This window comes from Streptomyces sp. SLBN-118, from assembly GCF_006715635.1.
In the GTDB taxonomy this organism is placed as follows: domain Bacteria; phylum Actinomycetota; class Actinomycetes; order Streptomycetales; family Streptomycetaceae; genus Streptomyces.
The window spans coordinates 1,907,687-1,921,462 of sequence record NZ_VFNP01000002.1 but is presented as its reverse complement, the minus strand read 5'-3'; the positions used below and the strand labels follow the sequence as shown (position 1 = coordinate 1,921,462).

The following is a 13,776-nucleotide window of genomic DNA, read 5'->3' as shown; positions in this document are numbered from 1 at the left end:
TGTTGACGGACGGCGGGACCCGGGGCCGGTTTACCGCGGCCCGGGCCCCGGACCTCCGTGTCCTCCAACGCCGGACGGGCGGAAAGATTCCCTGCGCCGACGATCGGGGCACGGGCCCGGGAGCCGGGCCCGGCAGTGACGATGCGGACCGGCTAACCCAGGTCGCCGTCGGCCGTGCGCTCGGCCAGCTTCACCAGCGTGCGGACCGCGGAGCCGGTGCCGCCCTTGGGGGTGTAGCCGAACGGCGCGCCCTCGTGGAAGGCCGGGCCCGCGATGTCCAGGTGCGCCCAGGTGATGCCCTCGCCGACGAACTCCTTCAGGAACAGACCGGCGACCAGGCCGCCGCCCATCCGCTCGCCCATGTTGGCGATGTCGGCGGTCGGGGAGTCCATGCCCTTGCGCAGTTCGGGGGGAAGCGGCATCGGCCAGGACTGCTCGCCGACCTCCTCCGCGATCTCGTGGATCGAGGTACGGAAGGCGTCGTCGTTCGCCATGATGCCGAAGGTGCGGTGGCCCAGCGCCATCACCATCGCGCCCGTCAGTGTCGCCACGTCGACGATCGCGTCCGGGTTCTCCTCGCAGGCCCGGGTGAGGGCGTCGCCCAGGACCAGACGGCCCTCGGCGTCGGTGTTGAGCACCTCGACGGTCTTGCCGCTGTACATACGCAGCACGTCGCCGGGGCGGATGGCCGAACCGGACGGCATGTTCTCGGCGAGCGCGAGCCAGCCGGTGACATTGACGGCGAGGCCCAGGCGGGCGGCCGCGACGACGGCGGCGAACACCGCGGCGGCGCCGCTCATGTCGCACTTCATCGTCTCGTTGTGGCCGGCCGGCTTGAGCGAGATGCCGCCCGAGTCGTAGGTGATGCCCTTGCCGACCAGGGCGAGCGTCTTGGCCGCCTTGGAGTGGGTGTAGGAGAGCTTGACCAGACGCGGCGGGTTCTGCGAACCCTGGCCGACGCCGAGGATGCCGCCGAAGCCGCCCTTGGCGAGCGCCTTTTCGTCCAGGACCTGGACCTTGATGCCGTGCTCCTTGCCGGCGGCCGTGGCCACGGCGGCGAAGGCCTCGGGGGTGAGGTCGTTCGGCGGGGTGTTGATCAGGTCGCGGGCGCGGTTGATCTCCTCGGTCAGCGCGATCGCACGCTCGGCCGCGGCCTTGTACGCCTTGTCGCGCGGCTTGGCGCCCAGCAGGGCGACCTCGGCGAGCGGCTGCTTCGGGCCGTTGCCGTTCTTGGCGTTCTTCGCGTCCTTCTCGCCGCCCTGGTAGGCGGTGAAGGAGTACGCGCCGAGCAGCGCGCCCTCAGCGATGGCCTCCGCGTCCTCGGACGCCTCGACGGGCAGCGCGAAGGCGGCCTTCTTCGAACCGGCCAGCGTACGGGCGGCGCAGCCCGCTGCACGGCGAAGGGATTCGGCCGTGAACGCCTCGTCCTTCTCGGGGACCGGGCCCAGGCCGACGGCCAGGACGACCGGTGTCTTGAGGGAGGAGGGGGCGGGGAGCTTGGTCACCTCGCCCTCGGCACCCGAGGCACCGAGGGTTTCCAGCACGGAGGCGAGCTTTCCGTCGAATGCCTTGTCCACGGCCTCGGCGCCCGGCGCGACGACCGGACCCTTCGCGCCCTTCGCGACGCCGACGACGAGGGCGTCGGCGCGGAGCGTCGCTGCGCCGGCGGTGCTGAGAGTGAGAGCAGTCACGGTGGTGAAATCTCGCTTCCGTTGAGTTCCTGGGCCGTAGAGGGGATGGATCGACATCCCACGCCGGACAAGAGCCTACGCGCGGTCACATGTCTCGCTCACGGCGGCGGTGGTTCACTCGTCCGTGGCGTCTTTCCATGTTCTGCGCCGGGGCGGAGAGACCTCGAAAACACTCACCCCATTCAGGCAAGGGGGCACGGGGCTTTTTTGCATCATCTGGTGCCCCACCGCCTGCTGCGGCTGGACGATCCCGCGCGGCCGGTGGTGAACGCCGCATTCCTCAGTGACACCGTCAGCGGGCGGCCGCGCGCCAAGTACCAGGGGGGTCGTCGTCCCCGACGAGGACCCCTTCGGCGCGTCGTCGGCCGCCGGTGCGGCGGAGAACGAGGCGCTCTTCGCGTTCGAGCGGACCTTCGGCATCCGCCAGATCGACGCGTACACCTGGTCCCATCCGGGCGCTCGCCGTCGGCGGGACGGTGCTGTGGCCCGGCGCCCCCGCGCTCGGCGGAGTGCGACCGGCCACCGTGCGGCCGCGGTCTCGCCGTCGGCCTCAAGAACGATCTGGACCGGATCCCCGGGCTGCTGGGGGACTTCGACTTCGCGGTCAACGAACAGTGCGCGGAGCACGACGAGTGCGAGGAGCTGGCACCGTTTCATCGAGGCGGGCAAGGCGGTCTTCCATGTCGAGTACGAGCTGAAGACCAGTGAGTTCTGCCCCGAGGCCCGGCGGCTGAAGCTCAGCTCGATGCTCAAGAAGTACGAGCTGGGGGTCTGGCGCATGCCGTGCTGGGCGGTCATCCCGGCCTGGCCGAAGGCCAGCCCCACCCAGGCCAGGACCTAGCCGAAGGTCAGCGCGACGAGCGAAACCGTCGCCGCGGTCTCCGCCAGCGCGCCGAACACGTCCCCGGTCACCCCGCCGAAGCGCCGTACGCAGTGACGCAGCAGAAGGTGGGCCGCGCCCAGACCGGCCAGGACCGCCAGGGCCTGGTGCACTACGCCGCCGAATCCGCCGACAAGCGTGCCCGCGGCCGCGCACCCGGCGGTGACCAGCGCAGCGACGGCCAGGGCCCTGCGTACGGGAACGGTCCCCGCGACCGCCGCGCCCAGGCCCTCCGGGCGGGCCGCCGGGATGCCCGTGCGGGAGGCGAGGGTGAGGGCGAGGCGCGCGGTCACGGCCGAGACCGCCGCGCCGAGCGCGCCGTACGCCCAGCCCGCGGCGTACAGTCCGGCCACCGCCGCGACCTGTGCGAGCAGAACGAGAAGCAGCGTGATGACCCCGAACGGACCGATGTCCGACTGCTTCATGATGCGCAGTGCGTCCTCGGCCGGCTTGGCGCTGCCGAGCCCGTCGGCCGTGTCGGCGAGGCCGTCGAGATGGAGGCCGCGGGTCAGCGCGGCGGGGACGGCGACGGTGGCCACGGCGGCGAGCAGCGGGCCCGAGCCCAGCACCGTCAGCACTCCGCCGATACCCGCGGCGAACAGGCCCACGACCAGACCGGCCAGCGGCGCCCACAGCATTCCGGCGCGTGCCGCGTCCCGGTCCCAGCGGTTCACGCGGACCGGAAGGACGGTCAGGGTGCCGAAGGCGAAACGTATACCGGCCGAAGAGATCACCGGCGAAGGGTAGCCCGGCCCGACAGAAGGTAAATTGCGCAAGAACCGCAAATCGGGAGCAGGTGGCATGGGTCACTGGTTTTACCGCAACATCATCGAGCCGGGAAAGCTCCCGATGCTGCTCGCGCTGACCTCCTTCGTGCTCACCTTCCTGATCACCCGCATGATCGTCCGGCTGATCAGGGCGGGGCGCGGGCCGTTCAGGAACGTCACGCCCGGCGGTATGCACATCCACCATGTGGTCCCCGGCGTCGTCCTCACCCTCGTCGGCGGTTTCGGCGCGGTCGGCAGCGGCCTGCACGGCGTCGCCGCCTCGATCTGCGCCGTCCTCTTCGGCATGGGCGCGGGCCTGGTCCTGGACGAGTTCGCGCTGATCCTTCATCTCGACGACGTCTACTGGAGCGAGCAGGGCCGTCAGAGCGTGGAGGTCGTGGTGCTCGCCGCCGCCCTGGCGCTGCTCGTCCTCAGCGGATTCGCGCCGCTCGGCGTCAACGACATGAGCCCGGACGAACGCCAGAACCGCGCCTCGCTGATCCTGACGCTGTTCTTCAACTTCCTGCTGGTGCTCATCACGCTGTACAAGGGCAAGCCACGGATGGCCCTCATCAGCGTCCTGGTGCCGTTTGTGGCGATGTTCGGAGCGGTACGTCTGGCCCGGCCCGGCTCGCCCTGGGCCCGCCGCTTCTACCGCAAACGGCCCAGGGCCCGCGCCCGGGCCCGACTGCGCTCCTTCCACCACGACCGCCGCTGGGACCGGCCCCGGCGCAGGTTTCAGGACCTGATCGGCGGTGCGCCCGACCGGCCCGCCGCGCGCGACGGCTGAGGGCTGCGCCGCCTTTGCCGCCTTCGCCGCCGCAGGGCCGAGATCCCGATCACGGCGAGCACCGCCGCGATGGCCATCAGATGCTCCTTGCCCGCGAGATTGTTCTTGACCAGCACCTCGACGATCATCGAGGCGATCACCAGTGCTGCGGTGAACCAGGCCCGGTAGCGCCAGCAGATGAAGAGGGCGAGACCGATGACGGCCGCGGACGGGCCGGTGTCGACGATCTGGGCGTCCGACGCGGGCAGCCCGAGGACATGGCCGGGGCCGAGCGAGATGCCGATCCGTGCGTACGTCGTCCCGGCCAGCGTCGACACGTAGGCGATGACCAGCGTCCGCCACACGCCGAGAGAGATCTCGGCGATGGCGAACACCAGCAGCACCTGTGCCAGCGCACCCCACACCGGCAGATCCAGCGCGGGCACGAACAGCGACAGCGGGGTGCGCAGCAGGGCCGTCCACAGCGGGTCGTCGGCCTTGACGAAGCCGATCTCGCGGACCGGGTCCAGGCCCCAGGACTGGTTCTGCACCACCTGGAAGAACGCGGTGAGGCCGACGGCCCCGAGCGTCATCGGAACGGCCTGCCACTTCTCGGTGACGATCGCCGTCCGAAGGGTCGTGTACAGGGGGCCCCACTCACGGCGAGCGAACGCGCTCAGTGTGCTCAACGCCTGGTCTCCAGGTGCCTGCGGTGCATCCACTTGGGCAGACCGGGCGCCTCCAGAAAGCCCTCTGCGCGGCCCGCGGCGATGCCGATGCGCAGCAGGTCGGCGCTCTTCTCGAAGAGCATGAAACGGGGCTCCCAGATCGGTCGGTACTTGGCGTTGGCGCGGTAGAGCGACTCGATCTGCCACCAGCGGGAGAAGAAGCTGAGCAGCGAGCGCCACAGCCTCAGCACCGGACCGGCGCCGAGCTTCGAGCCGCGTTCGAAGACCGACCTGAACATCGCGAAGTTCAGCGAGACCTGTGTGATTCCGATCTCGTTCGCGCGTTGCAGGAGTTCGATGACCATGAACTCCATCAGGCCGTTCTCGGAGTCCCGGTCACGCCGCATCAGATCGAGCGAGAGACCCTTGGGGCCCCAGGGGACAAAGCTCAGCACCGCCCGCAACGCGCCGTCGCCGTCCGTGCATTCGAGTATCACGCAGCGGCCGTCGCCCGGATCGCCGAGCCGGCCGAGCGCCATCGAGAAGCCGCGCTCGGTGGCCCCGTCGCGCCAGTCGTCCGCCCGCCTGAGCAGAACGTCCATCTCCTCGGGCGCGATGTCCTCGTGGCGGCGGATCCGCACGTCGTACCCGGCGCGCCTGACCCGGTTGCAGGCCTGGCGCACGGTCCGCATCGCGCGGCCGTCCAGGGTGAAGTCGTCGGTCTCGACGATCGCCTCGTCACCCAGCTCCAGCGCGTCCAGGCCGTGCCGCGCATAGATGGTGCCCGCCTCCTCGCTCGCGCCCATCACCGCGGGGATCCAGCCGTGTTCGCGGGCCTCGGCCAGCCAGGGGGCGATCGCGCCGGGCCAGGCCTCCGGGTCGCCGATGGGGTCGCCCGACGCGAGTGAGACGCCGCCGACGACCCGGTAGACGACGGCGGCCTTGCCGGTCGGGGACCAGACCACGCTCTTCTCGCGGCGCAGCGAGAAGTAGCCGAGCGAGTCCCGGTCGCCGTGGCGCTGGAGCAGGACGCGCAGCCGTTCCTCGTCGTCCTCGGTGAGCGGGTCGACCGCCCGCCGGGAGCGGAATGCCGCGTACAGCACGGCGAGCAGCAGCAGCGTGGAAAGGACGTTGATGGCGACGTTCACCCAGCCGGGCGTGGCGATTCCGGCGAAGCGGGAGTCGTCGGCGGCGAGGGAGACCAGGCGCATCACGCCGTAGCGCCAGCGTTCCAGGAAAGTGGAGTGGACCGTCGAGGTGTTGGTTGCGGTGACGAGTACGGCGGCGAGCAGCGAGGTGACAAGCATCCCGCCGACGGCGACCGCCGCGGCCAGTTTGGGGTTGGAGCGGTCGCCCTTCGCGTAGAACTCCCGCCGTCCGAGCGCCAGGGCGAGCACGAAGGCGCTGGTCAGGCCGAGCGAGATCCAGTTCTGTGGGTGCTCGCGGATGTCGGGGTCGACGGCGACCGCGAGGACGAAGAGCAGCAGAAAGAGCCCGGCCAGGACGAAGTTGAGGATCCATGCGGCCCGCTTGCGGCGGCGCATGGTGATGGCCAGGAAGAGGGTGAAGACGCCCGATGCGAAGCCCGCGGTCAGCAGATACGGCGTGAAGTAGTCATCAATGTTGCGGCGCCGCAGATCCTGGCCGAGAGAGACCCAGACGGCGCTCAGGAGGTTGATGAACGTCACCGCGTGCAGATACCAGACGGCGAACGCCGCGCTGCGCTGTGAGCGGTTGGTGCTGCGGCTGGTGCTTTGGCTCGTCTCTACGCTGGACAAACGGACCTCTCCCATGAAACGCGATGATATGGGGCATCGCGATGGGCGAGGCTGCGGTCGCTGTGCGGCCGCGCCCGCGCGTCAGTCCGTATCGCTCTCCACCGGCTCCGTACGCTCCGGCAGTTCGGCCGCGAGTGCGGCAGCCGCCTGTACGAGGGGGAGCGCGAGCAGTGCCCCGGTTCCTTCCCCCACAGTGACGCCCTGGTCGAGCAGCGGGTTGAGCGCCATCCGGTCGAGCGCCTTCGACTGCGCCGGTTCGCCGCTCACCTGGCCCGCGAGCCACCAGTCCGGCGCACGGAACGCGGCACGCTGTCCCACCAGCGCGCACGCCGCCGACACGACTCCGTCGAGGATCACCGGCATCCGGCGCACCGCGCTCTGCAGCAGGAAGCCGGTCGTCGCCGCCAGATCCGCGCCGCCCACGGCCGCCAGCAGCTCCAGCTGATCACCCAGCACCGGACGGGCGCGCCGCAGGGCGTCGCGGACCGCCGCGCACTTGCGCATCCACGCCAGGTCGTCGATGCCCGTGCCGCCGCGCCCGGTCACCACCGAGGCGTCGGTGCCGCACAACGCGGCGACCAGCGTGGAAGCGGGCGTGGTGCCGCCGACGCTCAGATCGCCGAGTACAACGAGATCCGTGCCGGAGTCGGCCTCCTCGTCGGCGATCGCCATGCCCAGGTGTACCGCCTCCTCGGTCTCCTCGATCGTCAGCGCGTTCTCGACGTCGATCCGTCCGCTGCCGCGCCGCACTCGGTGGCGTACGACCTCCTCGGGCAGCAGTTCCGGGTCGCAGTCCAGACCGGCGTCGACGATCCGCAGCGGCACACCGGCGCGGCGGGCCAGCACGGCGACCGGGCTCGCGCCCTCCAGCGTGGCGCGCACGAGCTGGTGCGCGGAGCCGGACTCCCGTCCGGAGACGCCCAGTTGGGCCACCCCGTGGTCACCGGCGAACAGCACCACGCGCGGCTGAACAATGGGCCTGACCGGCACCGAGGCCTGCGCGGCGGCGAGCCACTCGCCCAGCTCGTCCAGCCGCCCGAGACAACCGGGCGGCACGATCAGCCGCTCCCGGCGTTCCTCGGCGTCACGCCGGATGCCGCCGTCGGGACGCTCGATCAGATCGGAGAAGTCGTCGAGATTCAGCCTGCTCATTCGCCGAACAGTACCGGCAGGCAGGCCGGCTCCGCGCGGCGCCCGTCAGCCGCGCAGCACGACGGCCTGGCCCGCGACGACCAGCAGGACATGCTCGCACTCGTCGGCGAAAGCGGCGTTGAGACGGCCCAGTTCGTCGCGGAAGCGGCGGCCCGACGCGGTTGCGGGTACGACGCCGCTACCGGCCTCGTTGGTCACAGCGACGACGGTGCGCGAGGTGGCCCGTACCGCCGCGACCAGCTCGGCGACCCGCTCGCGCAGCGCGTCCTCGCCTCCCGCCGCCCATGTCGCGTCGTCCCAGGCACCCGCCTTGTCCATCGCGTCGGTGAGCCACAGGGACAGACAGTCGATCAGCAGCGGCGGCCCGTCCTCGACGAGCAGGGGTACGAGGTCGCAGGTCTCGGCGGTACGCCAGGAGCCGGGACGGCGCTCGCGGTGCAGAAAGACCCGGGCCGCCCACTCGTCGTCCCCCTCCCGGCTGCCGCCGGTCGCGACGTACAGCACCTCGGGGAAGGTCTCCAGCCTGCGTTCGGCCTCAAGTGACTTGCCCGAGCGGGCGCCACCCGTGACCAGCGTGCGGCGGGGGAGATCCGGTACGGCGTGGTACTCGCCCACGATCAGCGTCGTCCCGTCGGGCACCGCCCGCGCACCCGCGGCCGCGAGCCGGCGGGCCAGCTCGGGCCCGCCGCCGGGAACGTCGTGGTCCAGGTGTACGGCGACGACATCGGTGGTCGGGCCGATCGCCCCGGACGCCCGCAGCCGGGCGATCGCGTCGGGCCGCCCCACGACATCGCCGACGACCATCTCGTAGGCGGCCAGGCCCTCCGCCAGACCCGCGGGCGAGCCGCCCGGCGGCAGATACAGCAGCCGCTCACCCTCCGGCGACGTCACCTCGTACCCCGTGGCCGGGTTGTCCATCGGCACGGCCCGCACCCGGTGGCCGCTGATCAGCGTCAGCTCCCGCCCGTCCGGCACCCGTCCGGCCGTGGGCAGTCCGGCGGGCAGATCGATCGCGGGCCCGGCGTGCGGATGCGTCAGCAGCACCTGCCGGACGCCGACGAGTGAATGCCCCGCCCGCGCGGCGGCCAGGGCGGCGCCGGGCGTGAGATCGAGCAGCAGGGCCCCGTCCACGAGCAGCGCTGTGGCAGCCCGCGCGGACGCCCCGCGCGCGGTGGCGCAGACGGCGCACGGACAGTCGGGCCGGGGGAGTCCGGCCGGGGCGCCGGTGCCGAGCAGAGTGAGTTCCACGCCTCTGATCCTCCCGCGTCGCCGCGGGGCGTGCGCGCCCGGCTACGCTGCGGGCAGCAGTGATCAGCTGGTGGCCCGTGGGAGTGGAGGCGGACATGGCATGGACGTGGCGTTTCGAGAAGTCCGACGGAACGGAGGTCCAGCCGGCGGTGCAGCCGGAGGAGTTCACGACGCAGGGTGACGCGGAGTCCTGGATCGGTGAGTTCTGGAAGGACTTGCTGGAGGGCGGCGCGGACCAGGTGGTGCTGTCGGAGGACGGCACGAAGATCTACGGGCCGATGAGCCTGCACGCGAGCGAGGGATAGCCGGGGGCTGTGCCCCCGGACCTCCGCGCCTCAGACGCCGGAGGGGCTGATCTCGGCCCCTCCGGCGTCTGAGGACTGGGGCCGAAGGTGCATACGCACCTCACGCGATCAGCGCGCCGTCGCCAGGAACTGCGTCGCGGCCAGCTCCCCGTACAACGGATCCGACGCCACCAGCTCTTCGTGCGTCCCCACTGCCCGTACCTTCCCCGCGTCCATCACCACGATCCGGTCCGCCAGGGTCACCGTCGACAGCCGGTGGGCGACCACGAGCACCGTCACCTCGCGCGACACCTCGGCGACCACATCCCGCAGAGCCATCTCGTTGACCGCGTCCAGCTGCGAGGTCGCCTCGTCCAGAAGCAGCAGCCGCGGGCGCCGCAGCAGCGCCCGCGCGATCGCCACCCGCTGCCGCTCGCCGCCCGAGAGCTTGGAACCGCGGTGCCCCACAACCGTCTCGAGACCGTCCGGCAGCCGGTCCACCAGAGCGTCGAGCCTCGCGCGCACGAGAACGTCCCGGATCTGCTCCTCGCTCGCGTCCGGCGCCGCGAAGACCAGGTTCTCGCGCAGCGTCCCCGACAGCACCGGAGCGTCCTGCTCGACATAACCGATCGAGGCCCGGAGATCGGCGAGCGGCCATTCCCGTATGTCCTTGCCGTCCACCGTGATCCGGCCGCCGTCAGCCTCGTAGAAGCGCTCGATCAGCCCGAAGACCGTCGTCTTGCCCGCGCCCGACGGGCCGACGAAGGCCGTCATTCCGGCGCCGGGCACCTCGAACGAGACGCCCTGATGGACAAAGGGAAGATCGTCCCGGTAGCGGAAGGCGACGTCCTTGAACACGACCGCCGCGGGCCCCGTTCCCCAGGCGCCCTGCGGAGGCGAGAGCGCCTCCGTCTCCAGCCGCTCCGCCTCCACGATCCGCGCGATCGCCGCCGACCCCACCTGGTACTGCGAGGCGGCCTCCACCAGCTTCGACACCGGGTCGATCAGATAGAAGAGAAACAGCAGGAAGGCCACCAGCGTCGAGACGGAGATCGCGCCCGAGGCGACCCGCGCACCGCCGATTCCCAGTACCGCCAGGAACGACACCTGCACGGCCAGGCCCACCGACGACCAGGCCGCCGACTGCCACTTCGCGGACCGTACGCCGTGCCGCCACGCCTCGCGCGCCGCCTTGGACACGACCTCCGTCTCGCGCTCCTCGGCGCCGGAAGCCTTGACCGTACGAAAGGCCCCGAAGGCCCGCTCCAGCACGGTGGATATCTCGCCGACCGCCTCCTGCGAACGCTTCGTCGCCTGCGCGATCTTCGGCATCAGCAGGCCCACACAGCCGCCGATCAGCACGATCACGCCGAGCGTGACGCCCAGCAGCACCGCGTCCATCAGCCCCATCATCACGATCGTGGCGAGGAAGGCGAGCCCGCCGGTCGCCGCCGAAACGATCGACTGGGTGGTCACCGCACGCAGCAGCGTGGTGTCGGAGGTCACCCGGGACATCAGATCGCCGGGCTGGGTGCGCTCCACCTCGGACAGCCGCAGCCGCAGCAGCCGCCCGATCAGTGAGCGGCGGGCGGCAAGGACCACGGACTCGGCGGTGCGCTCCAGGATGTACGTGCCCACCGCCTCGATGGCCGTGCCGAGCACCACCAGACCGGTGAGCAGCAGCAGGACGCCGGTGATCGACTCGTCCCGGCCGAGCTTGTCGACCAGGGACTTGGCGGCGAGCGGCTGGGCGAGAGCGGTCACAGTGCCCACCAGGGCCAGGGACGCGCCGAGCGCGACGACCCAGCGGTGCGGCCGGAAATGTGCGTACAGGGCCCGCCATGTCTCCCGGGCCGGGAGTCTGACGGGCGGCTTCTCTGCGCTTTCTGCGGTGGTCACTTCGTTGAGGACGCGAAAGACACCAACGCGCCTGAGCCCAAGCCGAATTCAGCCACGAACTCGGCCGGATGCGGCCTTGGCCGCGGGCGGCTGCGGGCGTGGCCTCAGCCGCGTACTCCGCACAGATGCAGGAGCGCCGCCACCCGGCGGTAGGGCTCCGTGCGCCCCGCCCGGTCCTCCGCGGCCAGCAGCCGATGCAGCTCCGTCGCTGCGGGCAGCTCGGCGTCGTTCGGCACGTTGTCGGTGAAGACCCGTACGCCGTACCAGGCGTGCAGCGGCGCCGCGATCCCCGCCAGGGTCGCCGTCAGCGCCTCCAGACGGTCCGCGCGCACCGACAGTCCGAGCCGGTTGGTGTACATGTCCGAGTCGAAGGCGGTAAGTGCCGCGGGCCAGTCCCCGGTGAGGCCGGGCCGCATGGCGAGAGCGTCGCCGTTGCGCACGAGCAAGGAGAGAAGACCACCGGCCGCAAGCATCCTGGCCAGGCCCGCGAGCATCGCGTCCCGTTCCTGGACGTACATCAGCACTCCGTGGCAGAGCACCACGTCGAAGCTGCCGGGCAGAAAGTGCACCCCGGTGTCGCGGCCGTCGCCCTCGATCAGCCGGACCCGCTCGCGGATCCCGGCGGGCTCACCTGCCAGCGACTCGCGGGCCGCCTTGATCATCGTGGCGTCGGACTCCAGGCCGGTCACGGCGTGACCGGCCCGCGCCAGGCGCAGAGCCTGGGTGCCCTGGCCCATGCCGACATCGAGGATCCGCAGCCGCTGCCCGACGGGGTAGCGCGCGGCCATCTGCTCGTCGAGCTGACGGGCGACGAGCTCCTGGCGTACCAGGTTGCGCAGTCCGCCAAGACCGGCCAGCCAGGTGGCCGAAGCGCCCTCGAATCCGGAGGTTTCCTGGCTCAGGGCCGCTCTCCCCGCTTGACCTGCGGCTTCGGCAGGCGCAGTCGGCGCATCTGGAGTGTACGCATCAGGCCGTAGGCGACCGCGCCGCGCTTGGGCTCGTCCGGGAAGCGCTCGCCCAGCTGCCTCTTCATACGGAACGCCAGGCCGATGGAGTCGACGACGATCAGCACGATCACGCCGAGCCACAGCAGCAGTGCGATGTTCTGCAGCGAGCCGATCCGGACCATGCTCAGGACCAGGATCACCACCGCGAGCGGCAGGAAGAACTCGGCGACGCAGAAGCGGGAGTCCACGAAGTCCCGCACGAACCGGCGGACCGGTCCCTTGTCACGGGCCGGCAGATACCGTTCGTCGCCGCTGGCGAGTGCCTCGCGCTGCCTGGCAAGGTCCGCGCGGCGGGCCTCGCGCTGGCGCTTCGCGGCCTCCTTGCGGTCGGCCGGGGCGCTGGAGGCACGGCGGCGCTGGGTCTGGGCCTCACTGCGCTTGGGCGTGGGGCGGCCCTTCGGGGCCTCGGGGTCGCGGGGCTGCTTGGAGAGGTCCAGCTTCACCTTGTCGGTGGGGGACTTCTCTTCTCTGGAACGGCTACCAAACACAAAGCCCAAGGGTACGGGGTAAGGAGGAGGTGCGGGACCGCAGGTCCCTCTTTGGAGGGCAGTGGTGGCAGACGTAGGGCGGACACCCCACGCCGGCGGGGAACGATCCCGCGACACCGAGCGTCAGTACAGGACAGAAGCCGGCCACAAGCCGGACAGAGCGGTCGTCGTCCGCGCTTTCCCTGACGGTCACCTACTCCTTGGGCCGGATCGGCTCCGTGAGCAGTCGTCCTTGGGGAGGAGCACATCCGCTCCCGAACAGTGCGGTAATGGATGCAGGGCCCGTACTGTGGGTTCTGTTGGAGTGCTGAAGCTGAGTCCGTCAGAAGGGGGCGCGCGAAGCCCATGAGCGGTGTCATGAAGCGTATGGGGATGATCTTCCGCGCGAAGGCAAACAAGGCCCTTGACCGGGCCGAGGATCCGCGCGAGACCCTCGATTACTCGTACCAGAAGCAGCTGGAACTGCTGCAGAAGGTGCGCCGCGGAGTCGCCGATGTGGCGACCTCCCGCAAGCGGCTGGAATTGCAGCTGAACCAGCTGCAGGGACAGTCCACCAAGCTGGAGGACCAGGGCCGCAAGGCGCTGGCACTCGGCCGTGAGGACCTGGCGCGCGAGGCACTGTCCCGCCGCGCCTCGCTCCAGCAGCAGGTCACCGACCTGGAGGCCCAGCACCAGACGCTGCAGGGCGAGGAGGAGAAGCTCACCCTCGCGGCTCAGCGGCTGCAGGCCAAGGTCGACGCCTTCCGTACGAAGAAGGAGACCATCAAGGCCACCTACACCGCGGCCCAGGCACAGACCCGGATCGGCGAGGCATTCTCCGGCATCTCCGAGGAGATGGGTGACGTCGGCCTGGCCATCCAGCGGGCCGAGGACAAGACCGCTCAGCTGCAGGCCAGGGCGGGCGCGATCGACGAGCTGCTCGCCTCCGGCGCCCTGGACGACCAGTCCGGGATGGCGAAGGACGACATCGCCGCCGAGCTGGACCGCATCTCCGGTGGTACTGATGTGGAGCTGGAGCTGCAGCGGATGAAGGCCGAGCTCGCGGGCGGCAGCAGCTCCTCGCAGCAGGCCATCGAAGGCGGCAATGGCACACAGGACGCCGCTTCGCAGCAGAGCAGCCCGAAGTTCGACAAGCAGTAGGGACT

The 13,776-nt window shown here is 70.9% G+C and carries 12 protein-coding genes and 1 pseudogene; 4 read left to right on the top strand and 9 right to left on the bottom strand.

The window, feature by feature from the left end; all coding sequences use genetic code 11:
* Positions 1–152 precede the first annotated feature (152 nt).
* The gene (locus FBY35_RS27435) at positions 153–1,691 is read right to left on the bottom strand and encodes a leucyl aminopeptidase (protein ID WP_142216645.1); all 1,539 of its coding nucleotides are present in this window, start codon (positions 1,689–1,691) and stop codon (positions 153–155) included.
* A 531-nt stretch (positions 1,692–2,222) separates the two neighbouring features.
* Between FBY35_RS27435 and FBY35_RS27425 the strand changes: the two are divergent.
* Positions 2,223–2,532: pseudogene (locus tag FBY35_RS27425) on the top strand (endo alpha-1,4 polygalactosaminidase); the annotation flags it as partial.
* Here FBY35_RS27425 and FBY35_RS27420 read toward each other — a convergent pair.
* Positions 2,529–3,305 carry an adenosylcobinamide-GDP ribazoletransferase gene (locus FBY35_RS27420; protein WP_260848833.1) on the bottom strand — a complete coding sequence of 259 codons (777 nt, stop codon included), beginning with the start codon at positions 3,303–3,305 and terminating at the stop codon, positions 2,529–2,531. The pseudogene FBY35_RS27425 and the gene FBY35_RS27420 overlap by 4 nt on opposite strands.
* Positions 3,306–3,372: 67 nt before the next feature.
* On the opposite strand from FBY35_RS27420, the gene FBY35_RS27415 reads away from it, so the two are divergent.
* A complete protein-coding gene (locus FBY35_RS27415) occupies positions 3,373–4,128 on the top strand; it encodes a hypothetical protein (protein WP_142216643.1) in 756 nt (251 codons plus the stop codon).
* Here FBY35_RS27415 and FBY35_RS36205 read toward each other — a convergent pair.
* The 4 genes from FBY35_RS36205 to FBY35_RS27395 all read right to left on the bottom strand — a co-directional run bounded on the left by FBY35_RS36205 (position 4,077) and on the right by FBY35_RS27395 (position 8,953).
* Positions 4,077–4,796, bottom strand: coding sequence for a hypothetical protein (locus FBY35_RS36205; protein ID WP_160159323.1), 720 nt, complete (start codon positions 4,794–4,796; stop codon positions 4,077–4,079). The genes FBY35_RS27415 and FBY35_RS36205 overlap by 52 nt on opposite strands.
* Positions 4,793–6,568 (bottom strand): phosphatidylglycerol lysyltransferase domain-containing protein, encoded by a 1,776-nt coding sequence (locus FBY35_RS27405; protein WP_142216642.1) that lies wholly within the window; start codon positions 6,566–6,568, stop codon positions 4,793–4,795. Before FBY35_RS27405 ends, FBY35_RS36205 begins: the two co-directional genes overlap by 4 nt.
* 66 nt (positions 6,569–6,634) lie before the next feature.
* Entirely contained in the window at positions 6,635–7,705 is a 1,071-nt protein-coding gene (gene cobT, locus FBY35_RS27400) for a nicotinate-nucleotide--dimethylbenzimidazole phosphoribosyltransferase (protein WP_142216641.1), read from the bottom strand.
* A 45-nt stretch (positions 7,706–7,750) separates the two neighbouring features.
* A complete protein-coding gene (locus FBY35_RS27395) occupies positions 7,751–8,953 on the bottom strand; it encodes a bifunctional adenosylcobinamide kinase/adenosylcobinamide-phosphate guanylyltransferase (RefSeq protein WP_142216640.1) in 1,203 nt (400 codons plus the stop codon).
* A gap of 95 nt (positions 8,954–9,048) precedes the next feature.
* Here FBY35_RS27395 and FBY35_RS27390 point away from each other — a divergent pair, with 95 nt between their 5' ends.
* On the top strand, positions 9,049–9,258 hold the full coding sequence (locus FBY35_RS27390; RefSeq protein ID WP_142218194.1) for a hypothetical protein: 210 nt from the start codon (positions 9,049–9,051) through the stop codon (positions 9,256–9,258).
* A 108-nt stretch (positions 9,259–9,366) separates the two neighbouring features.
* Here FBY35_RS27390 and FBY35_RS27385 read toward each other — a convergent pair whose 3' ends face one another.
* From FBY35_RS27385 to FBY35_RS27375, 3 genes are all read right to left on the bottom strand, one after another.
* Positions 9,367–11,136: an ABC transporter ATP-binding protein gene (locus FBY35_RS27385; protein WP_142216639.1), complete on the bottom strand. Its 1,770-nt coding sequence runs from the start codon at positions 11,134–11,136 to the stop codon at positions 9,367–9,369.
* Positions 11,137–11,240: 104 nt separating this feature from the next.
* Positions 11,241–11,924 (bottom strand): class I SAM-dependent methyltransferase, encoded by a 684-nt coding sequence (locus tag FBY35_RS27380; RefSeq protein WP_399208955.1) that lies wholly within the window; start codon positions 11,922–11,924, stop codon positions 11,241–11,243.
* Positions 11,925–12,034: 110 nt separating this feature from the next.
* A complete protein-coding gene (locus FBY35_RS27375) occupies positions 12,035–12,631 on the bottom strand; it encodes a DUF3043 domain-containing protein (RefSeq protein ID WP_142216638.1) in 597 nt (198 codons plus the stop codon).
* Between the two features lie 345 nt (positions 12,632–12,976).
* Here FBY35_RS27375 and FBY35_RS27370 point away from each other — a divergent pair, with 345 nt between their 5' ends.
* The gene (locus FBY35_RS27370; protein WP_142216637.1) at positions 12,977–13,771 is read left to right on the top strand and encodes a PspA/IM30 family protein; all 795 of its coding nucleotides are present in this window, start codon (positions 12,977–12,979) and stop codon (positions 13,769–13,771) included.
* The last annotated feature ends 5 nt before the right edge of the window (positions 13,772–13,776 follow it).